Genomic DNA, 26,165 nt, shown 5'->3' with positions numbered 1-26,165 from the left:
CGCCGCCGCGTGGAGTCGATCGTGAGACAGACTGTAGAGCAACTGATTTGGAGGCGACGCAGTCTCGATCCGGGTGTGGTCGGATATCACGTGAACAACGTGCATGTTGAGCGATTCGTTTTCCTAACGACTGCCTGCGCCGAGAAAACTTCGAGACGAAACTGCGAGCGGTGGTTCGCAATTTGGGTCGAGTTCGTCGTTCGCGCACGTGTCAGGCGTGATGCATAGGCTCATAACCGAAGCCAGTGGCGGGCGAGGGGGAAATGATGGCGCGGCACGGAAAACCCGATTCCCGGGTGCACAACATCGTCCAGTGGTGCATGAGCAGAGTCGCTCTAACGATCAGCCTTGCAGTGAGTGCGAGCCTGGCGGCAACATTGCTTAACCAGCACTTCTTTGCCAGAAATGCTGCGGTGGTCAACGATCGCGGTATCGCAGAGGACAGGGCAGCGACCGACCGCAACTCTGCGCCTGCGAAAGCCTTCATCGCCAAGGCACCTGCGCCGTGGGCATCGTGGGTGTCTGGTTCGGCGATCGACATCGCGCCAGGGACTGTCAGGGGTATGTCGGAGACCGGATTCCCTGGGGTGGGAGCGACGTTTGCAGATATGCCTTTCGCACACCATCTGCAGATGTCGCAAGTGTCCTCGACGCTAGCCTTCGACTTGACAGGGTTGCGTTCGGCGAGCGCCCACATCAGCAGTATCAAAGCCGTAGTCGATTTCCGTGCGCCTGCGCCGGCCGGCGCTGTCTTCTACGCAGTTCCCCAAGGTGCGACCGGAAGAGAAGATTTCGCAATTGATTTCGGCTCTGATGACCTCAACGCCCGTGTACAGGACGACGAAGGCGCACCGACGACAGTTCACTATCTCGACAAGCGGTTGGTCACGGTATCTAAAGGTGAAACGGTGGGTTTCAATGCGGTGGTTGTCGCCCCCTTCTATGGCGATGAGATCCTGTACCACATTGATGTGGCCTTCGACGACGGCTCACATATCGAAATCCGCAATGACAACGGAAGTCCGTTTCGGATCATGGGCTATCCACAGGAAGCTCAACGTGGATATGTCACCGCGCGAGCTGGAGTCGACGATTGGGGCGTGTACCCATGCGATTGGCCACGTGAGTGCCAGGCCAACGCGTTGGGTAACTGGCCATTTGAACACTGACGCTCCACAGGCCGAGCGTGCTTCTTCGGTAACCACAGTCAGAGCGATTGTCTGGCCAGGTTGGCAGCGTCGTCGCGTTGGGGTGCCGCGAAGGTCAGCTGGCGTGTCGTGCGGGGGCAGAAGAGCAGCAGGCTTCGCAGCTCCATCTACTCAGGTCGGGGTTGACCGTTGGGGCTATCACCGATCGCCCCTACGGACGTCGGCACCACAGACGCTGTCGGCAAGCGTGCGATCCGCAGATGATTCGATCTTGAAACTCGCAAAAATGAGACCGCACGGTGTCAGAGAATTCTGACGAACCGCACTTGAATCTGGCTTTAGCCGTTGAGGTGCAACGAGGTTGGCCAGAATCGGGCCCACCTCAACAAGCCGGCAGCGTGGCGTGGGAGCGCTACACCCAACCGATAACAGTCCGATTCGGGGCAGTAGGCAGTTGAGATTGGGGCCGTCGCTGGATCGCGAGCCGTCGCGACGCTGATACGTCCAGCGGCTTACAGGTGCGCGCAAGCGAGTGCCGCGACGTGTTCCGCATCGACCGCGTCCAGCGGGTCTTCGCTTGCAAAGCCGCGCCCTTCAAAGGTGTTGCGTCCTTCGGGGATACACGGTGTCGGCACTGGTCCCTAGAAAAGCGCAGCTGCCGTAGCGATGCCGTCGAACTGCGCTGCCGGTCGATGAACGACGCCGGATGGACGCCTGGATGAATGAACTCGGGGAACAAGTCCGGTTTCCCGCGATTGCTTGACCCAAGCGCCCACCGTTCCCTATATTGCCGAATATACAACTTATACGTGTTGAATAGTCAACTCATTGGCGATGCAGCTGCCCGGGATATCGGGACTGAGCTTCTGCGGAGGCTACTACCACCACCAGCTGATCCGCACCGGCGACGGCTGGCGCAGCCACCACCTGGTGGAGGAGAACGTCTGGTTTCACAACAACCCTTTCGCGGACCAACCCATCGACTAGCCCGCGCCGAACGGGGATCTACCACCTACCGTCTCAGGCGAAACCCTCAGGCGCAGGTGAAAACAGGCTGGCCGCTGTTCCGTCTCGGACTGTCTAGTTGGTGGCGACCGCCGGCAGGTGCAGAGATGCGGTGAAGATCGACACGTCACGCCTGTCTGCTTTCACAGGACTTCGGTCCACCTGCTTGCCTCAGCAGACCAACTGCCAGGTCTCAAATGGAACTATCAGCGCAGTTATTGGAAACGACGCTCAACAACACCATTTCGCCGCTCACGCGATCCTGAAAGCGGCTCTCGCCAACCTGACCAGCTACGATGGCTAAAGGACTCCACGTGAACTCGCCACTTGGAAACTGTCGGCAGACCTGAAATGGAATGGGCAGCGCAGAAGTGGAACCCACACTGGATGGGCCGCCCCGGCTTCTGAACTGACCACCAACACAAGGGAAAATCGCTGTACTCGGTGGCGCGGGTCTTGCACACTGCTGTTGATGGACTGCGGGAGAAGAGGGGGCCGTCGGACCATCGCTGGGAAGGGGAGCTGCAGTGGGACAACGCGCCAGGAAGGCGGCCGTCGACAAACCGGGGCGTGAACACTTCTACTTTGTGGGTGCGACGCAAGGCGGCAGTGTGCCGCTAAGCGGTGCCGATCTGCTGCTTGACTCCAACGTCGTGAGTTTCGGCGAGGCGATACTGCGCAACGGCCACAATCCAAATGCTGTACAGCAACGGCGCTTCCGCCATCTCATCGAATGGATGAGCAAGTTCGACGCGGCTGGCTTCATGGTGATGCCCGGCGCGATCGAGGGGGCCGACTTCGATGGCTACGCCGTGTCACCGCTCAAGATCGCCGCACGCGTGCAGGCAGTCGAGTCGCTGATCAACATTGCTCGTGATCACCCCGCGGTGGACGTCTTCTCGGGTCGGCGACCATTGGAAAGCTTCACGGTCACGGTTGAGTACGATGATATCGACCGTTGGGTCGGACTGGCGCGGCCCTATTTCGCGACGTTGGTGCTGCCGAATTATGCGGTGATCGCGAAATGGCGTCTGATGGTCGGTTCTGTGCACCGAGGAAAGCGCACGCCGGAGCAGTCCAGAGACCTACTGATCGAGTTGTTGAACTGGCTGAGCGACGAGATCGGTTGGATACCACTGTCTTGGACCTGGTTGTGCCTGGCTGAGCTGGGCCAGCAGTCGGTGTCTCAGGCAATCGTCGACGGGGTGTTCAAAATGAATAAGCCGGACGTGGCCACCGCGATCAACTCCGCTGCGTGGGATTGCAGCATGGTCAGTTTCATGGTGGGCCTTCGAGGAACCAGCCCGGAGCGAAATTGCATCGTGCTGGTGACCGATGACGAAGCATTCTCGCAGGCCGCCAGTTTCATTCTTCCCATCGCTGACATACCGGGCTACTACGAGGTGGATCCGGACGCGATCAAGCCAAGCGCACGCACGGCATGGTCTGAGGTTATGGAGCACCGGGCCAACGAAATCAGATCCCGGCATCTAGGGTTCGGCGCCGCCGACGCCTACACGACGTCTGACGGTTCTTGGGATGACGCCATCCGGCTGGTACGGGAACTGCAACATCGGCTCGGCCTAGCCGAATCCGATTGGTATCGGGACGATCTTCGTGTCGAGCAGCATGAGGTCGATCCCGACAAACTGACCCATCTTCTCGCGGTATTCGCTGCTGCTAACACCGTTACCGAACTACTGCGCAATCCGAAAGCGCTGTTCATCTCGCCCGAACAGTCACACCTGGAAATCGACGATCTGCTACACGTGTTGTCCATCGGCCAGTATGCGCTTGAAGTCCTTGGCCGCGAAAGATTTTCAGAGCACTTTCAGAGTGCGGCGCGCTACGCCTACCCCAGCTGGCCTCCTGATCGTATCGGCGAACTATTTGCCGAGCTAGATGTGGAAAGGGCGGTGGAACTGATCTACTACTGGGGCAGCAACACCACTGCGATGCAGATGGCGATCGAGAACCTCCTTACGCCGTCGTCCCGCATTGATCGGGATGACCCGGGAATTCAACTGAACGCGATCGCGTTGACGTGGGGATTGCTGCAGGTCTGGCAGACAGCACCGGGCGCCTCCGCAGAGCGAATCAGCGCCGAGATAACCACCGCATTCGATCCGCGGCACACCCACTGCTAGCGGCAATCTTCGGCCGCTCCGGCGCCGTCGAGCCGGCGTGTCCGCTGGGGAGTCGTTCGTCTCTGCGCCCAAAACACGCCGTGCATCGCCTTACCACGCGAACGGGCGATTCGTTCAACGGTGTGCCTGCAGCAGAGGCGCACCCGGCCAAACCATCAGTTCATACCGCGTAGAGTGGACCCATTTGGCAGACGTGGAAACGTTCGCCTGTGTTGAAACCCCGTAGCTTCCAAGTTCTCTGAGCGGTCGTGGGAGCGTATCCATGAGCGTTGAAGGTAAGCTTTTGCCCAGTACTGGTCCCGGGGGTGGAAGCAGTGGATATTGGGCTGGGCCCATTGGTCGGCATAATCGGGCGACTACCGATGTTGATAGATGCCTTGGGAGGCAGCCCGCTGCGCGTCGACGTGCTGGAAGGCGATCGGCGTCAACAGGTTATCCGCGAGGCGCAGATCCCGGCGCGCGCGATACCTCGCTGGGTGCCCGGCAACCCGGACACGCCACCGTCAGCAGCAAGGTTCGATGCACAGAACTTGCACCTGAGTATCGAGGAGGTCGCACGAGAGCAGCAGTGGCTGCCCGTCGACCGAGATCGGATAGTCCTTCACATCTATAACAAGTCCAGCAACGCGGTGTTCGTCAACGACGTCCGAGCCACCGCGAAGATGGTTCCTGCTCAACGACTCCCAGAAGGATCCGTCATCGAACTGGGCGTCGGTGGCGGCGTGGTCGACAGCTTTCTACTGGCTGTTGGTCTCTATACCGACCGGCCGTGCCAGGTCGAGACCCTCGGTGACGAAAACGGCCGGCACGTGACGTCGCGTAACTACCAACTGCTGCCGCGACAATCGCTACACCTCATCGTCGACGTTGACGTCGGAATGGGGGAAACGGCGCGCATGCTTGCTTGGTGCCTGTGGTTCCACCTCGACGCCAACCGTGGGATTCGATCGCGACGTCGGGTCCGCACTCCGAACAGCCGAGCCTACTTTGTGGGCCGGAGGCACTCATTCCAGATAGTCCGACGGGCGGACGCGACGTTTTACCGGACCCAGTTGACCCCCGACGGGTTCACCTGGCGCCGTTCCGCATCCGTGCCGCCCACCAACCTCGGCACCAACACAACCGCGTAGCTGACTGTGTTTGGCCAGGGTGGCCACTTGTCGCCAAGCCGGTGTGTCCGCGACGGACGTACACGCACGCTGTCGGTAGCGTATGTCCGCCAATGTAGGTCGTGTCAGGCGATCCCGATTTCATCGCGTGTGTTCTCACGGTATTCGCGGGACTGTTGAGGTATCGCTTGACTGTCCCGGGGGGACGGTTGGTGACGGTGCGCTGGTACCGAGTGATCCGCCACGAAGATTGGTGTCGGGGGGTGTGAGCTAGTGGTGGGGCGAACTTTGTCGAGGGTAGGACCCGACATTCTTGTGTCGCCGTTTTGCCGTTGGGCCTTTCTCGAATCCGGCGGTGGCGCAACTGGCAATGGATAGGTTTGGCCGCGTCGATGCAGTTCGAGGCTCAGCGACGAGTCACACCATCCTGACCGAGCAGCAGCGACAACTCCCACCGCACCAAATCAATCGCTGTCACCACTTGAGGGTCATCGGGATCAAGGCCCTCGTCCACGAGCGCTTGGCGCTCCTCGGCGTCCATATCAAGTTAGACGCCCAACCCGCCGTGAGGTGAGCCCTCTGTAGTGGTCCAGTCGTTGTGGGACTCTGTTGCCCGAGTGTTCGGGCAGGAAGAATCACCAACGACATGGCAACGAATAAGCGCCGACGGCATACCCCGGATCAGATCATCCGCATGCTGGCCGAGGGCAACAAGCTCCTGGGGACCGGTCAGGAGCTGGCCGAGGTGTGCCGGCACCTGGAGGTCACTGAGTCCACGTGGCATCGCTGGGTGGCCCAGTACGGCGGCATGAAGGCCAACGACGCCAAACGACTCAAGGAACTCGAAGCCGAGAACGCTCGGCTCAAGAAGCTGGTCGCCAACCAGGCCCTCGACATCGACATGCTCAAGGAAATCTCGTCGGGAAACTTCTAACCCCGAACCGCAAGCGCAGCGCGGTGATCGCGCTGCGTGAGCGGTTCGGGGTGTCTGAGCGCCGCGCCTGTGCCGTCGTCAGCTTGCACCGCTCCACGATGCGGCTGGCGCCGGCACCGATCAGCACCGAGGAGGCTGAGCTGCGGGCATGGCTGCGCAGGTTCTCGGTCGACCGGCCACGCTGGGGGTGGCGCCGGGCCGCCAAGATGGCGCGGCGAGCCGGTTGGAAGGCCAACAACAAACGCATCCGCCGGCTGTGGCGTGAGGAGGGCCTGCGGGTGCCGCAGCGGCGGCGCAAGAAGCGGCTGACCGGGATCGGTGTCGCAGTCGGGGCGATGTCCCCGATTCGTCCGAACGTGATCTGGGCGATGGACTTTCAGTTCGACACCACCGCCGACGGTCGCACGCTGAAGATGCTCAACGTGATCGACGAGTTCACCCGCGAAGCATTGTCCATCGAGGTGGGTCGGTCAATCGATGCCGACGGTGTCGTCGACGTCTTGGACCGTCTGGCGCTCATGCACGGGGCGCCGCACTATGTGCGGTTCGATAACGGGCCTGAATTCGTGGCGCATGCTGTGTCGGATTGGTGTCGATTCAACAGTGCCGGTTCACTTTTTATCGATCCTGGGTCGCCGTGGCAGAACGCCTGGATCGAGTCGTTCAATGGCCGCCTGCGCGATGAACTGCTCAACTCCTGGCGGTTTGACTCGCTGCTGGAGGCCCGTGTGATCATCGAGGACTGGCGTCGTGACTACAACGCCAATAGGCCGCACTCCGCTCACGGAGAACTCACACCAGCCGAGTTCGCCCTACAGTGGATCACGACTCACCAAACCCGAGCCGCATAGCGACCACCGACCCAGCGCCCCTCAATCGGCGAGAGTTGCTACAGAAGATGCGGGTTCGCACGCTCTGCTGCCTCCATTGGGCAGTCCCGACCTGAACACTTGGGACTTGTCTCACGGCGGCTACACCGCAGTGTGTCTCGCGAGCCGCTTCATTCCCTATGACGCGCAAGCGCCGCTCTCGGCTGCCGGCCTCCTGTCGGCGCCCCGACCAGCGATGCGCGAGCACATGATGCAACAATATTTACAGTTGTCGTAAACTGTGTAACACTGCCCATGTTGTTAGTCGGGTTTCGTGTCCGGCGGTGGGCGAGTCGCGTGAAGGAGATACAAGGATGCGCGGTGATATTGCGGTGGAGTCGAAGGCCCTGGAGTTCGATCCGTTCTCAGAGGTGTACTTCACTGATCCGTATGACACCTACCGCAGGCTGCGTGACGAGGTGCCCGTCTATCACAATGCGGCCTACGGTTTTTGGGCGTTGAGTCGCTATGACGACGTCGCGGCGAGTATTAAGGATTTCGACACGTTCTCCTCAGCGCATGGCGTGACCTTGGACATGGTGCTCAACCCTGAGGTTGCCCTGCCGAGCGGGCCGATGATCATCATGATGGATCCACCCGAGCACACGAGAATGCGTCGACTGGTGAACAAGGCGTTCACCCCGCGTACCGTGGCCAGTCTAGAAACGATGGTCAAGAAAATCATCAACTCTTACATCGAGGGGCTTGATCCGGTCGCGTTCGACGCCGTTGCCGACTTCTCGGATTTGTTCCCTTTCGATGTCATCACCACGATGCTGGGAGTGCCCGAGGAACACCGCGACCAGATCCGTGTCTGGTTGGCTAAACCGTTGGAGCGCAATTCAGGTGACGCAGCATTCACCGCCGAGGCGGTCGACGGGGTTCGTGCTGCCGCACAGCTCTACATGGATCTGATCGCGCGACGCCGCGCCACACCGCAAGACGACATGATCACCCGGCTCACCCAGGCCGAAGTCGACCGCGGCGACGGCGCTTCGACTCGTCTCACCGACATGGAGATAGCCGGCTTCATCTCCCTGTTGGGTGGCGCAGGCGCAGAAACCGTCGCGAAGCTGATTGGCAACGCGGTGGTCCTGTTCGCCGAACATCCCGAACAATGGCATGCGATGCGCAACGACCGCAGCATGGTGCCTGGAGCATTCGAGGAACTGCTGCGCTACCAACCGCCCGCTCAATACGACGTTCGTGTCACCACACGTGATGTCACAATGCATGGCGTCACCATCCCCGAAGGCAGTCCCGTGCTGCTCTTGCTCGCCGCGGCCACCCGCGACGACCGCGCATTTCCTGATGCCGATCGCTTTGACATCACCCGCAAATACTCCGGCAACAACCTCGGCTTCGGCTACGGAATCCACAGCTGCCTTGGCGCGGCGCTAGCCCGCATGGAAGGCTGTCTGGCCTTGAATGCCCTGTTGGATTTGATCCCTGAGTACACCGTCGACCGCAGCGGCCTCCGGCGAGTCAGCGCAACCAGCGTGGCCGGGTGGTGCAACGTGCCTGTCCGGACGACCGAAGCGCCGTGACTGACTGGCATCAGCTGCCGAACCCGCATCTCTCGGACGGAACCACATTCTTACGGCGGAGATTTCGGAATCTTATGTCTCAACAAGCAAAGAAGGATCGTCATGACCGATATTCAGTGGTTTGGCGACGATACTTCGACAACCAATCGGATCCTGAAGGCAACCACCACTGTGCTCAGCCGACGGGGACGAACTGGGCTGAACCTGTCAGAGGTGGCCGCGCAGGCTGGGATTTCCCGCCCGACGCTCTACCGCTTGTTCTCCTCGAAAGACAAGCTCCTCGACGCGCTCGGCCGTCATGAGGAGCAAGTTGTGTACGAGGCAGTTCGCGCCGCCTTAGCAGGGACTTCAGGGACACAGCGTGTCGATGCGCTGCTTCGGTTCATCGCAGATTTCACGAAGTCCTATCCGCTCCGGCACCTGATCGAGATCGAGCCCGCGCATGAACTGGGCGAGCTGACGCGGACTGTCCCCGTCGTCCGCGGCTGGGTGCGTGACACCCTCGGAGACATCGAAGATGCCGACGTAATCGCGGGCACCATCGTCCGAGTGGCCCTTTCTCACTACCTTGTGCCCGGGGATGACGATGATCAGTTCTATCACCAACTTCGCCGCATCGTCGACGGTTCCCCACAAGCCTGACGAACCGTCGGCACCCCCAGCGGCCCCAGACAACCAACCAATTTGCTCATGACCATCGCTAATCAAATCACGCCAAGGATCCAAAAGGACCGGTACGCAAATGAAAACGGGAATCTATCTACCGAACTTCGGCTGCTGTGGAGACGCTACTGTCCTGGCTGCGCTTGCCCGCGACGCCGAGAACGCAGGCTGGGACGGAGTCTTCATCTGGGACCACCTACAGGTGATCGAACCTACAGTGGATCCCTGGATAGCGTTGACTGCCATGGCAATTGCGACATCAACAATCCGCCTCGGCACACTCGTCACCCCCGTGCCGAGACGCCACGTCGCTAAACTCGCCCGGGAAGTCAGCACACTAGACCGCCTCTCTGCGGGTCGCATCACATTCGGTGCCGGCGCCGGATACGCGGCACTGCCCGACTATTCCGCATTCGGAGACACCGGCACCTCGATTGAACGCGCCGCGAAACTCGATGAGGCGCTCACCGTTCTTGACCAACTCTGGAGTGGTAGCGCCATCGAGCACAACGGACCTCACTATCAAGTGAAAACAGACGGATTCACACCCTCCGTCCAGCGCCCCCGAGTGCCCATCTGGACAGCAACAACCAAGTCCGCAACCAAACCCTTCGCCCGCGCGGCCCGCTGGGACGGCATGATCTGCGCCGACCAATACGGCCTTGAGGTCGAGCCCGACGACCTCAAGGCCATGATCGAGAAAGTCACAGCCTTACGCAGTCCCGGTCCACCTTTGGATGTGATCCGATTCGGCCGCACCGAAAGCCCTCACGACACCTCGGTGGTACACGCCTGCCACGAGGCAGGGGCCACCTGGTGGATGGAATACACCTTTCCCCAGATCACCGACATCAACGAAACCCGCAAACGAATACGGCAAGGACCACCCTGCACCCGTTGATCCACCACCGATTCCCGAACAACAGAGCAACGGCCATCGACGCCCACCCCTCGGAGTGAGGTGCCGCCTAGCTCCGCCCTAGAGTGGGCAACGACCCACCAACCACAAGTCGCATAGCGACTGGACCACCAACCGGGTCCCCCTCAGCCGATCCAGTTCCCGGCCAAGCACTCACATGACTTAATAGTCTGGGACACCCCACCCACTACAGATGAACGCGTTCAACAACGGCCAGTGTCCGGCACTAAGGCATCGCTGAACCCATGTATTACTAGTAGCGCTAGCGGGCGGTCGCCCCTTGGCGTGAGTCGATGGTCGAACCCCGCGGTGGCGCACACGTGGTCAGGACGGAGCTTCCCTGCCACGCTGTAGAGAGAGGAGCTCGCACGGTCAAAGCAGCGGTGGCTACGTTTGGCTCACCTCAGACCTGCATCTTGGCCACGAGCTCGTGGCGACGGTGCGAGGGTTCGCCAATCCGTTGCAGCACGATGGCGAGCTGGCCAGGCGTTGGGACGCGATCGTGTCGGACAACGACTGCTCCTCCTCGACGCCAGGAGTATTGAACGGGCTCCATCGGGCCGCTGCGGCTACACCTCCTCGAGGTCCTCGAGCAAGTGGCTCGCGGGCACTCCGAGCGCGTCTGCGAGGTCGAAGAGTCTCTCGTAGAGCAAGCCCCGCTTGTCGTGTTCCACGTGGATGAGGACATTCCGGGTGACACCGGACTCCAGGGCCAGCGCTTCCTGAGTCAGCCCTTGATCGAGTCGCAACGTCCGGATACGTAACCCCACTGCTCGTCTTCGTCGGGGCCCACAGGGCAGCGCGATGAGGGTCTGTCTGGCTTGGTCGGGTCGGCACGCCTCAAGTAGCCAGTTAGTAAACACAATAGTCTGCCCCACTAGTATTATTATTTGCTGCAGCGCCCGACCAGACGCGGATTGTCGGAGGTCGAGGAGGAAAAGTGTCCAAATCAGAACATCGACGGCTGACCGAACAAGTCAAGGTTCGCCTACTCCCGATAGAGAAGCGCGTCCTCGAAGCCGAGGGCGGCGCTGAGGGGAATCACCGTCCCCCATCTGCTGCGCGTCAATAGCGTAGGCCCGGGATTCGATCAGCCGACCGGTGCATCGCCGGCCTCGCGTGAGGGCAACTGCTCACATCAGGTGATGCGCATGGCTCCTTGGGCGGATCCCGAGCCTCGTTAGCTGCATCCGTGGCTTTCGCTGCGCATGCGGTGGCCGGCTTCCTGGATGCGTGCCGCGCCGGCCCGGCCGGCACCCAGAAAGTGCAGTTCCACGAATCCCTGATTGTGATCAGAGACAACCGGCGAACTTCCATACACTGGAAATGATTCGTCATGAATCACGAAAGGTGCGACCGATGTCCACTGACGTCACCGCGGCCACCCGAAAGCGGCTACTGGCCAGTGCTGCTCGGCAGCGCGTCGCCAAAGGCGAACTCGACCGCGCCATCTACCAAGCCTGTATCGATGGGGGACTTTCAGCACGCGAGATCAGCGCCCTGGTCGAGATCTACTCGGAGTCCGACGTGCAACGGATCTTGAGGCAATTCTCCGAAGATTCCTCGTTGATGCACGACACACCTACCGAGGTAATCGATCGCCGCGCGGCGGGACTGATCGACAGTGGCGAGATGATGGACCAACTGTTGCACTGGTCCTACTCGTACGGGGCCGTTGTACACGTCGACGGTGTCGCAGTCGATGCCTACGCCAGCGCAGACTGGGATGCCATCGAGATTGCCTTCTACCGCGGACTCCTTGATGACCAAGAATTTCACCGACTGGCCGAGCGCCACCTGGGGCGCGTCTAAGGACTCAGGGCAGGCAACTTGTGCGCCTGGCCGCAATGGCGGTGAAAAGCCTGCTTTCTGCCATGCCGCAGCGCCCACGCCAATGCTCCTCGACGCATCGCCAGGAACAGAACGCATCGGACGGCCGATTGATCCTTGAATGTCACTAGTAGTACGTTCAGGCGGTGGGCCTCAGGAGTGGCTCCACTGAAGTGCCGGTGTTGTCGAGGTAACCAGCCGGCCGCGCAAGTTGTGGTCATCCACAGAGTCGTCGCCCTCGATTGCCCTCCTGAGCGTCCACCCCAGGTCGAGGCCTCGAGTGAGACATGGGCGAAAACCACTTTGCGGCAGGCAATCCACCGACCGCCGGCAGTTTGGGACGGCGCGGTAACGCCTCGTCGACCACATGCTGGACCAGAGCGCCAGCCGTGCGGCCGACAGGCAGGAAGTGCCAAGCTATCTACCAACTTACGCGACACGCCGGTTCGGACGCGCGATTCCGAAGTCACATCAACCGCCGTGCACTGCTACCGTTTTCAGCTGTGAAACAGTAGCGGTAGCAGAGCAAAACCGTCGCACCAGACGGTGTGCCGAAGTAGCCGCTTGGTTCGGTATCTTTCCCAAACATTGTTTACAGCATGATCTTTGGGTGCCACTTGCAGTGAGTATCACCACATACCTCGGCCGCCCGACCAACGGAAGCGGGTGCTACGGGACGTAGCGCATAACCGTAGCGCGCTGGTGGCGGCATTGATCTTGGATGAATTCCCTTGTGCCACTGGAGGCTATATTTTCCGGCAGATGTCGGAATGGACCGGGTCCTCAATCCAACAGGGGTGGCCAATGCCGCGACCATTAATGGGACGCCGTGATCGTGTCCGGGTCGAGTTCGGGTTGCCTCCGGATCTCGCCGAACGCGTCTATCGGTACGCCAAGACCGAAGAGCTAACGCTGTCGCGCGCCGGAGAACGCCTTCTAGAGCGGGGACTCTCCGGGATCGACAGCATGGGTGAGCCCGGTGCGGATCACCTGGAAGACAGCGGCCAGGGCACCGTGGACGCGTGACCAGTCTGACTATCACCGGATAGCGCCAAGCCTGCAGAACAGGAGCACCCACATGTAGACGCTGCACAGCCCTCGCGATTACCGCGAACCCCACCTCACAGGTCGGCACTGCCGACACCCCAAAATGCCAAAAGCCGGGCGGTAACCCGGCTTCGGCATTTCACAAGAGTTCTCACGCTCTCCAACCCTCAAGGAGGGATAGGTGTATTCCACCGTGTCTGCACGACTGTGTCAACCATCCACGCCGACGGCGTGTTACGCCAAACACAACAAAACGTCGGTGCGGCAGACCACATCTCTGACCCATCGGAAGCTGAGTGTCGTCAGCGCAGCGAAGCGCAACGCACCAGACCACCGCGCACCGCAGCAGTTCGTCCCCGGCGCTGGCGGAGGTTTCTGCTGATGGCTCGATGGACGAAGGACAAGAGCAAGCCCATCAACGGTGCAGGTCCGTTGGTGGGCGAGGCAGTTGTGTCGAGCACAGCTGAGATTGCGGTGGCGCGGACCGCGGTGAAGCCGTTGCCCACCCCGGATCCGTCGCAAGCGGAGCGCTGGGAGCGGTTACGGAAGCTCAAGGTTGGCGCTGATGACCCCGAAGTGGCTCGGGCCGCTGTCGACGCCGCCGCGCGTCTGCGCTGCTTGGTGCCATTCACCCGGGCAGCAACCGACCGCACCGCCACTGGCGAGCTCGCACGCCTTCTGGTGTGGGCATCGTTCGAAGGGGTCGTTGATCCCTACCGGGCGTTGACCAGATCCACTGTCGAGCAGTACCTCACGACGCATGCGCCACGGCGTGAGGGTGGCTGGGGGTCGCGTCGCTCGGTCCTCTACGCAGTGGGGCGGGTGCTGCACCCACAGCACTACCCACCAGTCCGCGGGGCGACTGCATCTCGACAAATGCGGCAGACCGCTACAACCCCCCAGGAGATCGCGAACCTGCGCGCTGTGATCCCTGGCCTGCCGGACTCCCTGGGAACCCGCGTGCAACTCGCGCTGGATCTCTGCCACGGGGCGGGAGCCAGGTCGGCTGACCTGCGAGATCTTCGCGGGACCGCGATCACGAGCATCACCAGCCACGGGGAGGCGTTCACGGTGGTGACCATGCCGAGCCAGCGCGGCGGTGTCCGACAGGTACCTGTCATCGACCCAGACATCGGCGCACGCTTGCTTGTTGTGGCCGCCCGCGTCGGTGACGGCCTGGTCCTGGCACCCAACGCTGAAACCGCCGAACGCAACATCGTGAACCGGATCAGCGAAGAACTCAGGAAATACGGCTACCCAGGAATCAATCCGGTCGCTCTGCGCAACCGGTGGGTGCTCGACCTCGCCGAACGTATCCCGGCGGCGTTGTTGTTGCAGCTGGCCGACGTACTCGACCTGAAAATATTGACCGATCAGCGCGGTTCACTACCGCGCTACAAGATCAGACACATCCTCACGATTTTGCGGGATGGTGCGCGATGATCCGACAGCGCCATCCGCAATGCACGATTGCCGACTGGGTCTTCTGCGACGCCTGGGATGTCATCACAAAGTCCCGCGCGGCAGACACCATTGAGGACGCCTACCGCCAATCCACCCACGGCGGCGGCAGACCGGCGAGTGGTCTCAGCTACACGGTGTCCGCGGTGCTGGCGGCGTTACTGGTCCGATTCCTCATGGGCCGCCCTTACAGTCTGCGGGGAGCCATGGACACCATCGGCGAATTCACTGAGGACCAGCTCGCCTCTGTCGGTATGGCTGGGCAGAACCGCGCACCGATCTGGACCGACACCGAAAAGGCCTACAAACAGTTCCACCGATTCTGGGCATCACGCATGCGCGCGCTGGACCCCGACTTCGATCTCCCAGCCACCCGCATGACCAACGCCGAGTTTGACGCCAGGCTGGCTGCGCGTAGCGATGCCGACCGTATCCAGTCGGAGCTGGCGTCGCAGCGCCTGACAGCGGTATGCAACGACCTTCTGTACGGGTCGATCAAGATCGCTTCACCGCCGAACTGTGAAGGCGATGTGATGGTCGACGAGACGACGATCAACACTGCGCTGCCAGACGGTGTGCTGGGCACTCGTGCGACCAAATGGCGAGGCGCCTCGTCCGTTGCTGGGTACTGGGCCCGCGAAAGGCGCAGCGGTGCGATCAAAGACCCGAGCACCACTGGCAGCACTAAAGATGGAGGGTTCGGCGTCGGTGCGACGTTCCTCTCGCGGATCGCCCGACGAGACGCCCTACATGCCGAACCCGCCCTCTTCATCGGCATGGACGTCCATGTGCCTAGAGGGGCCAGCGTGGCGGGCTTGGAAACCGCGCTGGCGCATGCGCGTCGTAACGGCGTCGACTGCCGACGCAGCGGCCGGCACCGGTGGCCTTTCCTCGTCGCGGACATGGGCTACAACGCCAAGAGAGGATTCGGCGCGCTCATGCTGAAGACCCAGTACTCGCCGGTCGTCCGCTATCCCCAGCATTGGGGCGTGCAGTTCGCCAGCACAAACCCACCCGGGTTTCCCGACGATGTACTACCTGGGCCGATCCAGTACGCCGGCAGCTTCATCTGCCCGGCCGGCATAAAACGCATCACTGGGCACCGGACACCGCGCAGCACCGACCTGCTAGATCAAGACGGCTTCCGGGCACACGACCGTCGGCTGCAGGCCAGCTACCCGTACCTCATGGGCTACCACTCGCGGCCGGCCATGGCCGATGTGCTGCGTGGACGCCCTCAACTCGGACGTGAGGTGCCCAAGCTGGCCAAGATTCGTCTGGTCTGTCCAGCCTCCCTCGGGACGGTGATGTGTCCGCTGAAGCCAGAATCGATGCACACCGACCGCATCGGGTTACCACTGGTTGAACCGGAATGGGCAGCTGAAACGTTCGCCTGCTGCAGCAATGCGAGCGTCACCGTCTACCTCACTGACGACCAGCTCCGCATGGCGCAATGGGATCTGGTGCCAGGGTCATGGGAACACACCCTGTATTACGAAGCAGTCCGAGCACTGACCGAACAACGGTTCAGCCAGCTCAAATCCGACCACGTCGCTGGTCTCGATGAACTCACCACAGGTCCGCGGCGCACACCAATGATCAAACTCGCCATCGCGCTGGCCGCCGCTGCGGTGAACATCGGCGCTCAAAAGCACCACGATCCCACAGCGAGAAGAACTGAATCGATCGACATCAAAGTGCGTCAACTAACCCGAGACCTCGGGCGCCCACCGACGCCAATACCGCCTCGTAGCTGACACGACACCACCAGAAGCAGGCCACTCCCTGTGTGGCCTGCTTCTCGATGTCTGGACTACAAACTGCCACGGAAAAGTCTGTGGAATATCCGATAACGCTGAGGTCACGCAGCGGTGTGGGCGATCGTGCCGCCGCACAGCCCGACGAGTACGCGCCAGCTCGGGTACCCCGAAGGCCCGGTTGCCAGTGACACTGGGCCCAAACTAGACCCGGTCTGGAAGCGTCTCCGGAGGCCGGAAAGGCTGTGGAAAACCCGGAAGAAGTACGTGGAGCGAGTCCGCAAAAATATGCTCTGAACTGGGAGAATAAACCACTCACAGAGAGCGGTTCTACGAACTGCAACTCAAAGGCCGCGAACCCAACCGGGTTCGCGGCCTTTGTGTTTGGTGGCCTGCGCCGGGAGTCCGCAGTCAATTCACAGAGGCGAGTCGGGGGCGTGAATGTCAACGCCGAAGGCCACGGGTTCAAGCGAGTCCGTAACCCCGACAACCCACGGGTCGACAATCTGGCTTTGTCTACTTGCATCCCGGTCATATTGCGACCGCCGAGGTCATGGTGCGCGGAATGGGTGCGGAGGCAGGGCATTGGCGCGGCCAAATTGGTGTGCTCAGCTGGTGATCAGCAGGGTTAGGGTGGGGCGGCCTGTCGAGAGCACCAGAGAACTGGAGGGGTCCTTTGCGCTGTCCGACATACGGCGGCGCACCGGCCGACCCGATTACCGTGCGTGGCGGAAGACCCGAAGCATCCGTTCGACAAAGACCCGTATGCCCGGATCTTCCGGACCAGGGGGCAGTGGTGGCAATGCGTCCGCGTCACGCGAACCGAGCGATACCTGCCCGCAGGGAATTCAGCCGGGAACCAGGAAAAGGCACCGAAGCGCCCGCCGCCGAAGCCCTTTCGCGAATACCGGGCCGGCGACGCGGGCATGTGGTTCGAGCTCTTTCACAACAAGATATGGAGGACCAATGAATCCTGGTGGAAACGACCCATTCCAGGGCGGGGGGTGGCCTGGCAATCAGCCGGCCCCCTCGCAGTCGCCCTGGCCTCCGGCGGGCCCTCCGCAGGGACCGCCGTCGGCGCCGTATCCGCCGCCTCCGATGCCTGGCGGGCAATGGCAGGCCGGTCAACCCGGTCCGTGGAACGCACCGCCGATGATGAACCCGCCGTACGGCCAGCCGCCCAACAACGACAACAACAAAGGGCCGTGGATCATCGGGGGCGTGATCGCCGCCGCGGTCGTCTTGGTGCTGGCGATCGTCCTTGTCGCAGTCAATCTGGGTGGCAGCGATGAGTCGGGTGATAGTGCGGTCGCGACCGGCACCACCAGCGCACGTCCGTCGGGTTCTAACCAGACCACGTCGAAGAGCCCGGCGACCAGCTCGGCAACGGCAGCACTGCCCGGCGCCGACGGCACCGTGGAGGCGTCCGAGCTGGAGGGTGTGTTGTTGTCTGCCAGTGAGATCGAGAAGAAGCTCTATATTTCCGGCGTGACGACCGGGCCGGTCGAGACGTCACTGTCCACCGATCCCGTCACACCCCCGAACTGCGCGGGCGTGTGGGCTCCGGGTGCTCAATCGACCTATGGCGATTCCGGCTACACGGGCGTGGCAATCCAGACCGCGCAGGGCGGGAACGGACTCCACTTGGTTCAGGCCGCCGTCTTGTTCCCTGATGAGGCGGCCGCAAAGGCGGCGTTCCAGAAGCAGGCCTCCGACTGGACGGCGTGTCGATTCAAGACACTCAACGCCACCTATGACGGCCTGGGCACCGACACGGTGAAGACCACGGGCAACGGTGAGGACAAAGCCAAAGAGTTCCTGAACATGTCGATTCTCACCGACACCAGCGGGGCCGCCAATGCGATCACCTGTAGTCGTGGGGTGTCGCGACGGGCCAACGTAGTTGTCGATGTGCGGGGATGCAGCAGTGACAACGTGACGGCCGGCCTTTCGGTCGCCCGTGAGATCGGCACGAAGATCAACGGCAAAAGCTGACCGCTGCGCGGCAACTCATCTTGGTCATCTGGGTAGAAACGTCCCACGGATGAGCTTCAAGGCATCGTCGCCGAACACCTCGGTCGGAAACCGCCCTGCGATGAGGTCGGTGAGATAGGCGACCAGTCCGTGCGGGTGGTAGTCGTTCGTCAGGCCGTCGCCGATGACGACGGCCGCCCACCCGTTGGGGTCGTCGCCGTCGACGTGCCAGTAACCGGTCTCCCCACCCGGGGCACCGCCCCACCCGTAGTAGGGCACTGGATTGACGTCCTCGAGCACCATCGGGGCCGTCGATCCGTCCGGGTAGATCCAGCTGTGGTTGGCATAGGTGTGACGCAGGTCGGTCAGGGACTGTCGGCAATACGCGCCGCCGGAGACCAATTCATCCTGGGTGGGGGCCATCACCGCCAGGTATCCACCGAATGAGCCGCTGCCGTAGGTGCTGACGAGTCGCTTGTAGTCGTCGGGTAAGGCATGTCCGATTGCCGTCTCGACTGCGCCGAAGTCGAAGTCGGGTACGGACTTCGGCGGCGGCACGAGCAAAATCAGTTGATCGAGCGACATGGCCGGACCCTATGCGACGCACAGCCGCTCCCGAAGCCCGAATGTGCCACACTCGGCCCGACCCGTGATCGCGAATATGGAGAACAGAAGTGGCGCAGCGTAGAACGACGGCGGAAGCGTCCGGGCACCCGGAATTCACCCTCGAGTACGAGCCCGAGGTGGTAACTGAGCTGGGCATCGAGTGGCTGGCGTCCTGGCTGGAGAGCTGCATCAGGAGCGGCACCCGATTCTCGGTCGGAGAGAGCATCGTCATCGGGTGGCTGAATTGCTACGTCACCGATCTCGGCGACGGCACGTTGGGACTGTGCGAGCCGGATTTCGAGAACGTCCCACCGAACCTTGTCGCCGGTGCATCGAACACCGTCAGCCAGCTGTGGTATCAGCGTGAGGTTGCCGAAAGTGTCGGACTCGCAGACGAACTGGACTTCCCGCGCTACATCCAGTACGCCATGACCTGCGAGCTGTTCGCGAGCGCAGAAACCGTCTTGATGCATCGATATTCCCACGATGAGGACGAGTCCGGTTGGTACATCGGCTGTCCCGGTGACGATCACGACCATGACGAGGCGAACCTTCGGCACGCCACCTTGTACGAGCTCGCCGTGGCCAACCCAGCCATCATCGGGTTTCTGGCATTGCCGCCGCACTGTTCGGTGCTCGTAGGCGGCGGGGCACCGCTGGTCGTACGGCAGGGCGAACCGTTGCCGGTGCGGGATGAGTCGCTGCTCGCCACGATGTTCGGCGACGATGTTGTAGGCGACCAGACGCCATGAGTGCGTCGCTTACTTGCGTTTCAACAGCTCCAGTAGATAGTCGCCGTAGCCGGATTTGGGCAGTTCTTCGGCGCGCGCGGCAAGTTGGGCGTCGTCGATGTAGCCCTCCCGCCACGCGATCTCCTCTGGCACACCGATCTTCAGTCCTTGGCGGCGTTCGATGGTGCGGACGTAGTCACTGGCGTCCAACAAAGAGTCGAAGGTGCCGGTGTCCAGCCACGCGGTGCCTCGGGCGAGAACCTCGACCGAGAGTCGGCCCTGGCTCAGGTAGGTCTGATTGACACCGGTGATCTCGTATTCGCCGCGGGCCGACTTGGGTAGCGACCGGGCGATCTCGATGACGTCGTTGTCATAGAAATACAGCCCGGGCACCGCGTACTGGGATTTGGGGACGATGGGCTTCTCCTCCAGCGACAGCGCTGCCCCGTTCGAGTCGAACTCGACGACGCCATAGGCCGTCGGGTTGGCCACCCAGTACGCGAATATCGCACCACCGCTGACATTTTGGAACCGGCGCAGGCTCGTTCCCAGGCCCGGGCCATAGAAGACGTTGTCGCCCAACACAAGTGCCACGGAATCGGTGCCGATGTGCTCGGCTCCGATGATGAATGCCTGAGCCAGGCCCTCGGGCTGCTGTTGGACTGCGTAGGTCAGATTCACCCCGAAGGCCGAGCCGTCGCCCAGCAGCCGCTGGAACGCCGGGGCATCGACCGGGGTGGTGATCACCAGGATGTCGCGGATACCGGCCATGATCAGAGTGGACAGCGGGTAGTAGATGAGCGGCTTGTCGTACACCGGCAGCAACTGCTTGCTGACACCCATCGTGATCGGATGAAGTCGTGTGCCGGAACCGCCGGCCAGGATGATTCCGCGCACGCCTGCCTACACCCCGACGGGGGTTACCTGCTCGTCATGGCCCAACACGCCCGTCACCATAGCGTGCCTTTCGGCGTGGATTCGACGAATCGAGCTGTCTCAGCGCAGTACATACGACGTCATCGACAACGACCCGTAGGTGTAGCCGGTGACCAGGGGGTCTACCGACCTCCCGGAATCTGGTGCGGCACCGGCCAGCCCGGCGAAGTACAGCATCGGGATGAAGTGGTCGGGGGTGGGAACGGCGGCCGCGTAGTCCGGATGTGCCGCGAGACCGAGGACGTCGGCAGGGGAGTGGGTGAGTTGTTCTCGGGCGGCGTCGTCGAACCGCTTGGCCCAGGCAAAACCGTCCTCGGGCTGGGTGGGGTCCATGCCGGCGAGGTTGTGCACGATGTTGCCGCTGCCCACGATGAGCACGCCGCGCTCACGCAGCGGCGCCAGCCTTGCGCCGAGTTGCAGGTGGTAGTCGGCCGGTTCGTTGGCGTTGATCGCCAGTTGCACAACAGGTATGGACGCGTCGGGGAAGGCGTGCACCAGCACCGACCAGGTGCCGTGGTCGATGCCCCAGCTGTCGACGTCGGCACCCACCCACGTCGGCTTCACCACGTCGCCGACCTCCTCGGCCAGCTCCGGCAACCCCGGCGCCGGGTACTGCACGTCGAACAGCTCACGCGGGAATCCGTAGAAATCGTGGATGGTCCGTGGGCTCGGCATCGCGGTGACCGCGGTGGCGTTGATGTACCAGTGCGCGCTGATCACCAGGATCGCCCGCGGCCGCGGCACGATCTGACCGAAGCCGCGCCAGGCCGTGGTGAAGCGGTTGGACTCGAGCGCGTTCATCGGGCTGCCGTGCCCGATGAACGCCGCGGGCATCAGGCCGACCGCGCCCACACCGCGGCGTGCAGGCGGCGGGTCAGCGTCCGACGAGCCGGCAGAAGACATGTTCCGAACTTATGCCGTGTGTCCGATCATGTCGCCTCAGCCCGGCCCACCATGTGGCAGTGACCACGCCGCTGCTGCGGTAGCGTTTCTGGGTGTGTCGGTCCAGTGTGGGCCCGACACCTCAGGAGTTCGCGCTGTTCGAGCTGCCGGAGCAGGTGACGCGTAGCGCTCATGTCCGGCGGGGATTTGGTGTTCTGATGCCCGATCTGTATCCCGTCGACGATCCCGACGACGCGGATCCCCGGCTGGCGCCGTTGCTGGCCTGGCGTCAGCAACTGGTCGATTCCGGGGCGGTCGCAGCGCGCAGTTTCAAGGAAGCCCATCTCCGGCTGGTGCTCCGGTCGGGACGCACCGACGTCGAGCAGATCCGCGAGATGTTGCCCGGTTCGGTCGCAGAACATGCCGAGGACATGGCCCGGGTACTGGCCGACTTGAAGACCCAGGTCCCCGACAAGCAGCAGCAGCCCCCGGTGGCCGGTGACGTGCACCCGATTGCCTTCCGCCACGGCGAGTCCCGCCCCGGCGTCGTCGAATTGAGTTGGCCGGATTATCAAGCCAACGGGGGAGTGGTGCTGTACCGGGTGGTCAGTGCCGAGGACCGGGCGCCCCGATCATCGGAGAACGCTGACCTCGTCGCCGCGACGCCGTTGTCGGCGGCCAGCGACGACCGGCCGTTGACCGGGCCCGTGCGCTACTACCAGGTCTGGGTCATCACCGGGACGTCCCGAGCGGATGCCCTGAGCACCCGGCCGGTGCTCTATGCCAGTGGGGTCTTGGTCGCCCCGCCCGGCGAGGTGGCGATCCGCGAGGACAGCGGCCTGGTGATCGGAAAGTGGACGTCACCGCCCGCGACGAGGGCCGTGCACGTCTACCGCATCCCGCTCGAGGAGGCCGACGGACCCGCGATCGACGAGTCCCGCTACCGGATCCTGGCCGACGGTGAGCACCGGACCGGTTTCGTCGACTCCGGGGCGACCCGGGGTATGCGCTACCGCTACCGGGTGCGTTGCGCGGTGGACGCCGACGGGGCCGTGCAGCTCTCGGAACCCGTCGACGCCGACGTGGAGGTGTCTGCGGTGCTCGCCGCGGTCACCGACATCTCGGTGGACACCGCCTTCGACGGTGAGTCGTTCGACGTGTCCTGGGCGGCTCCCGGAGCAGAGGTGGCGATCTACCTCAGCCAGACCGGTCCGAGCGCGGGGAGTGTCTCCACCGAACTTCCCGAGAACGCCCTCGAGCAGGTGGGGCTGGCCCCGGACCTACGCCTGCGGCAGCCGGTGGCCAATCAGACACAACCCGACGGCAGCACCCGCACCCTGATGACCGGGGTGCCGTGGCCCCAAGGGTGGAGCCGGGCCTACGTCACGCCGGTGACCATCCTGGCCGGGCGCGCCGTGCTCGGCCGCACGGTATCGGCCGTACACACCGGAACCATCCGCGATGTCGAACTGGTCGAGTACTGCAACAAGCAGGTGCTGACGTTCGAATGGCCGGCCGGCGCAGCCGGTGTGGCGGTGACTCTCGCGCCCAAGGGGCACGATCCCCGGGCCGGCCTGACCGGCAGATCCTTCGAGATCTCACTGGAGGACTACGAGAAGTACGGCGGCATGCACCTGACCGGTGCGCTCCCCGTAGGGGGATGTTCACTGCACCTGGCGCCGGTGGCGTTCTCCGGCGGCCGCCGAGTGACCGGACCGGTCGCCAGCATCGAGTACCCGGGCATGTTGAGGTTGCAGTACGCGGTGCGGATCGGCCGCGACCCCGGCGGGTTCCCCACCACGGCCACCGTCGCGGTGCGGTCCGAGTACGAACTGCCGGGCTCGCCGGCGTTCGTCCTGGTCAACAATCCGCAGCGGATGCCGTTGAGCGTGCACGACGGTAATCCCGTCGACGTCGCACCGCTGGACGCGCAGGGTCAGCTGGCCGACCACCCGTCCAAGTGCCTGCGCTGGACGGCGGCGACGGCGTCGGGCGCCGGTGAACTGTGGGCCGCCAACGTCAGTGGACTGCACGGCTGGATCCGGTTGTTCCTCAACATCACCGACCCACTCCAGCTGCGCACCGTGGCACTTTTGGACCCGCCGTCGCAGACCTTGCAGCTCACCGCGACGGTGTTATGACGTCGCGTTACGGCCAGCTCACCTACACGTCGTTCGATGCCGTCGGGACCGTCGGCGGCTGGCAGGTCAAGGAAACGACCGGTGGGCTCACGCCGGCGGAGACCCAGACATTGATGGTCGGCGTCCACACGGTCTTCCGACCGGTGGGGCCGACACCCGACTTCCCGACCCCCGAACAGCTCGAGCAGGGTCCGCGCCGGCTGGCGTACCGCGATGTCCCCGGCGGCGCGGGGTACTGGCACACCTTCCCGGCGGGGTCGGACAGCACGGGCCGGCCGGGCAACGTGTTCGCCCACGTGCTGTTGGACCGTGCGCCCGAAACCCACCCGCGCTGCCGGGCCATCGAACGGTGGCGTTCGCCGCATTGGCTGCAGCCTTACGGCCCTGCCGCGGTGGCCCGGGCCGAGCTCCCGGCGGACCTGCCAGAGCTGGGGAGCACGGTGACCAAGGACAGCGTGGTCGCGTTCGCGCTGGATACCACCACGTGGCGGCTGGCCACGCTGTTCGCGCTCCTGGATGCGGTGGCCGCGGCGCTCGCGGGCGGGCCGCCGGTGGTGCTGGGTGTGCAGTCCCCGGATGCGGCCGCACAGTGGATCGGTCTGGTGAGTTTCCTGATGTCGCCGGGTACCGCGGCGAGGCTGAGCTTCTCCACCTTCGACCGCGCCGAGCAGGTCGCGCCGCACAACGGTCAGGTGCTGAGCGCGGTGCCGTTCGAGGACCTTTCCGCGGTCGAGCCCGGCCTGGTGGTGATCAGCGAATCCGAGCCCGTGTCGCTGGGTGAGCTCGGCGGAGATCCGCACCGTACTGCGGGTGGACACCGGATCGAGGTGACCCGGTGGTCGGTGATGGCGCAGGTGGTGCTGCTCGATGCCGCGTCGGCGCGCGGTGCCCTCGATGACATCGACACGTATTCCAGCCAGGTGCGCGACGACGGGCTGCATCCAGCGTGGCCGATCGCGATGGCGGTGGCCGGCAATCAGGAGTTCGCGGACGCGCAGGCCGAGGCCCACGAGGTGATCGCCGCGCATTCCCCGGCGGGTGCGCTGGTCGGGTCCGCCGCGGCCTACATCATCGCCGACGTGCTCGCTGTTGTGGTGGGTGTCACCACCGCCGACGCCTGGCGGGCGCGGCACGAGCTGCCGGAGGGGGCCGGAGCCACGTACGCCGATGCCACCTACTTCGCCCGGGCCATCGTCGACGACGCGTGGATGGCACAGGACGGACCAATCCCGTTGGGGCCGAGAACGTTTCACGGGAAACCAACACCTTCGTCGTTGCGGGTGGCCATCGGACCGGCCCTGGACCGCAGCAGGCAGCAGGGCGCCGACCGGTTGCTACGGGTCGTAGACCTGCTGTTGCGGGCGGGGGTAGTCGACGACCGACTGCAGGACGCCCTGACCAACGGTGTGCTGCCCGGCCTGGCTGATCCGCGCGTGCGCGGGGTGATCGGCGGCGCCGACCGACTGGCGTTGGGTACCTGGTTGCTGCGCTGCGACGTCGAAGGCGGCGTCATCGGCGACGACGTGCTCGACTGGTTGGCCGAGGCCGGCCCGGTGCCCGAGCCCGCTGAACTCACCGTTGCCCAGCCCTGGGATTCGGTGTGGATCCGCGCCGCGTTGCGCGGGCTGCGGTCGCGTCGGAGCGGAGCGCGGCATCCGGGTGATGCCGGCGCGCAGTTGTGGTGGCTGCGGACTACCGATCCGGACAGTTTCGAGGCCGCCGCGGCAGCCTCGGTCTGGAATCCGCGGGATCTCCTGCTGGCCGTCGGTGCCGACAAACTGCCGGGCCGGGCCGCGGTACGTACACTTCTCGGCGCCGCGGACTCGGCAGCGCTGCAGCAGTTGGCCGGCAAGGTGATCGACGACAACGACGACGGCGACGGCGTGGTGGTGGCCTGCGCAGCGGTCCGACACATCGAGCCGCGGAACTGGTTGCAGCAGCGGTATCTGCATACCCACCAGAGCGCGTACACGCCGCTGTGGGATCAGGTGCTGGCCGAGGTGGAACCGGAGTCCGTCCACCCGGACTTCTCGGTGCGGCTGCTGGCGTTTGCCCTGTTGGGCGTGCTCGCCGGGCAGCCCTATCCGCAGGCCTGTAACGCTTTGGCCGCTGAAACCGGCTGTGGCGCACAGGCAGTGGCCCGGGTACTACCGTTGGTCGACGGTGGCCAGTTGGCGCCGGTGACGGTGGTGGCGCTCAGCCTGTTGCGAAACGCGGCAGCCGAGTCCGCCGCCTACGCCCCCGACCCGGTGGAGCAGCTCGCGGGCGTGTTGGCCGGAAAGCTGGCTGCCACGATGAGCGGCGCCGACGCGGAATCCGTGGTGGTGTTGATGGCGCAGTTGTCGGGTGATTCCTCTGAGGGGACGATGCGCGGGTACCGGAAGATGGTGGACAGGCTGCTGACGCGGCGGGGTGCGAATCCGTCGCTGGCGGAACGACTGAGGGGGAGCCGGGGCTGA

General features: G+C 63.4%; 19 protein-coding genes and 1 pseudogene. 16 read left to right on the top strand and 4 right to left on the bottom strand.

Translation table 11 applies throughout. The annotated features are described in order from the left end of the window. Positions 1–245 precede the first annotated feature (245 nt). The 8 genes and pseudogenes from AC4ELS_RS19440 (at position 246) to AC4ELS_RS19405 (ending at position 10,323) form a co-directional block, all read left to right on the top strand. Positions 246–1,169: a hypothetical protein gene (locus tag AC4ELS_RS19440; protein WP_499048692.1), complete on the top strand. Its 924-nt coding sequence runs from the start codon at positions 246–248 to the stop codon at positions 1,167–1,169. Positions 1,170–1,982: 813 nt separating this feature from the next. Next, positions 1,983–2,135, top strand: a pseudogene (locus AC4ELS_RS19435) (nuclear transport factor 2 family protein); the annotation flags it as partial. Positions 2,136–2,680: 545 nt separating this feature from the next. Further along, complete coding sequence (locus tag AC4ELS_RS19430; RefSeq protein WP_499048689.1) at positions 2,681–4,300, top strand: hypothetical protein; 1,620 nt, start codon at positions 2,681–2,683, stop codon at positions 4,298–4,300. A 305-nt stretch (positions 4,301–4,605) separates the two neighbouring features. Then, complete coding sequence (locus AC4ELS_RS19425; protein ID WP_499048687.1) at positions 4,606–5,430, top strand: hypothetical protein; 825 nt, start codon at positions 4,606–4,608, stop codon at positions 5,428–5,430. 625 nt (positions 5,431–6,055) lie between these two features. After that, positions 6,056–7,194 (top strand): IS3 family transposase gene (locus AC4ELS_RS19420; protein ID WP_499048684.1). Its coding sequence is split into 2 segments (ribosomal slippage): positions 6,056–6,326 and positions 6,326–7,194, totalling 1,140 coding nucleotides; the frame shifts between segments, so codons are not numbered across the junction. Between the two features lie 332 nt (positions 7,195–7,526). Continuing rightward, the gene (locus tag AC4ELS_RS19415; protein ID WP_499048681.1) at positions 7,527–8,759 is read left to right on the top strand and encodes a cytochrome P450; all 1,233 of its coding nucleotides are present in this window, start codon (positions 7,527–7,529) and stop codon (positions 8,757–8,759) included. A 102-nt stretch (positions 8,760–8,861) separates the two neighbouring features. Continuing rightward, complete coding sequence (locus AC4ELS_RS19410; protein WP_499048678.1) at positions 8,862–9,401, top strand: TetR/AcrR family transcriptional regulator; 540 nt, start codon at positions 8,862–8,864, stop codon at positions 9,399–9,401. Positions 9,402–9,501: 100 nt separating this feature from the next. Further along, positions 9,502–10,323 (top strand): LLM class flavin-dependent oxidoreductase, encoded by an 822-nt coding sequence (locus AC4ELS_RS19405; RefSeq protein WP_499048675.1) that lies wholly within the window; start codon positions 9,502–9,504, stop codon positions 10,321–10,323. Positions 10,324–10,910: 587 nt separating this feature from the next. Here the strand turns inward: AC4ELS_RS19405 and AC4ELS_RS19400 are convergent. Beyond that, positions 10,911–11,111, bottom strand: a complete 201-nt coding sequence (locus AC4ELS_RS19400) for a helix-turn-helix domain-containing protein (RefSeq protein WP_499048672.1) — start codon at positions 11,109–11,111, stop codon at positions 10,911–10,913. Between the two features lie 589 nt (positions 11,112–11,700). Here AC4ELS_RS19400 and AC4ELS_RS19395 point away from each other — a divergent pair. The 5 genes from AC4ELS_RS19395 (at position 11,701) to AC4ELS_RS19375 (ending at position 18,431) form a co-directional block, all read left to right on the top strand. Then, entirely contained in the window at positions 11,701–12,153 is a 453-nt protein-coding gene (locus AC4ELS_RS19395; RefSeq protein WP_499048669.1) for a winged helix-turn-helix domain-containing protein, read from the top strand. 822 nt (positions 12,154–12,975) lie between these two features. Beyond that, positions 12,976–13,197 (top strand): hypothetical protein, encoded by a 222-nt coding sequence (locus tag AC4ELS_RS19390; protein WP_499048666.1) that lies wholly within the window; start codon positions 12,976–12,978, stop codon positions 13,195–13,197. A gap of 402 nt (positions 13,198–13,599) precedes the next feature. Then, positions 13,600–14,661 carry a hypothetical protein gene (locus tag AC4ELS_RS19385; RefSeq protein WP_499048663.1) on the top strand — a complete coding sequence of 354 codons (1,062 nt, stop codon included), beginning with the start codon at positions 13,600–13,602 and terminating at the stop codon, positions 14,659–14,661. After that, positions 14,658–16,436 carry a hypothetical protein gene (locus tag AC4ELS_RS19380; protein ID WP_499048660.1) on the top strand — a complete coding sequence of 593 codons (1,779 nt, stop codon included), beginning with the start codon at positions 14,658–14,660 and terminating at the stop codon, positions 16,434–16,436. Before AC4ELS_RS19385 ends, AC4ELS_RS19380 begins: the two co-directional genes overlap by 4 nt. Positions 16,437–17,534: 1,098 nt before the next feature. After that, positions 17,535–18,431 carry a sensor domain-containing protein gene (locus AC4ELS_RS19375; RefSeq protein ID WP_498884691.1) on the top strand — a complete coding sequence of 299 codons (897 nt, stop codon included), beginning with the start codon at positions 17,535–17,537 and terminating at the stop codon, positions 18,429–18,431. Positions 18,432–18,455: 24 nt separating this feature from the next. Here the strand turns inward: AC4ELS_RS19375 and AC4ELS_RS19370 are convergent, their stop codons facing one another. Then, the gene (locus AC4ELS_RS19370) at positions 18,456–18,995 is read right to left on the bottom strand and encodes a hypothetical protein (RefSeq protein WP_064957529.1); all 540 of its coding nucleotides are present in this window, start codon (positions 18,993–18,995) and stop codon (positions 18,456–18,458) included. An 89-nt stretch (positions 18,996–19,084) separates the two neighbouring features. On the opposite strand from AC4ELS_RS19370, the gene AC4ELS_RS19365 reads away from it, so the two are divergent. Further along, positions 19,085–19,768: an immunity protein Imm33 domain-containing protein gene (locus tag AC4ELS_RS19365; RefSeq protein WP_499048657.1), complete on the top strand. Its 684-nt coding sequence runs from the start codon at positions 19,085–19,087 to the stop codon at positions 19,766–19,768. Between the two features lie 9 nt (positions 19,769–19,777). Here AC4ELS_RS19365 and rfbA read toward each other — a convergent pair whose 3' ends face one another. Beyond that, a complete protein-coding gene (gene rfbA, locus AC4ELS_RS19360) occupies positions 19,778–20,644 on the bottom strand; it encodes a glucose-1-phosphate thymidylyltransferase RfbA (RefSeq protein ID WP_499048655.1) in 867 nt (288 codons plus the stop codon). Positions 20,645–20,743: 99 nt separating this feature from the next. Next, the gene (ygiD, locus tag AC4ELS_RS19355; RefSeq protein WP_448444775.1) at positions 20,744–21,517 is read right to left on the bottom strand and encodes a 4,5-DOPA-extradiol-dioxygenase; all 774 of its coding nucleotides are present in this window, start codon (positions 21,515–21,517) and stop codon (positions 20,744–20,746) included. Positions 21,518–21,783: 266 nt separating this feature from the next. Between ygiD and AC4ELS_RS19350 the strand changes: the two genes are divergently transcribed. Further along, entirely contained in the window at positions 21,784–23,706 is a 1,923-nt protein-coding gene (locus AC4ELS_RS19350; RefSeq protein WP_448444422.1) for a SaeA-related protein, read from the top strand. After that, a complete protein-coding gene (locus AC4ELS_RS19345) occupies positions 23,703–26,165 on the top strand; it encodes a GAP1-N2 domain-containing protein (RefSeq protein ID WP_448444420.1) in 2,463 nt (820 codons plus the stop codon). The genes AC4ELS_RS19350 and AC4ELS_RS19345 overlap by 4 nt, the downstream gene beginning before the upstream one ends.

This window comes from Mycobacterium shunyiense, assembly GCF_058270035.1.
This window is presented reverse-complemented; position numbering and strand designations above follow the sequence as displayed.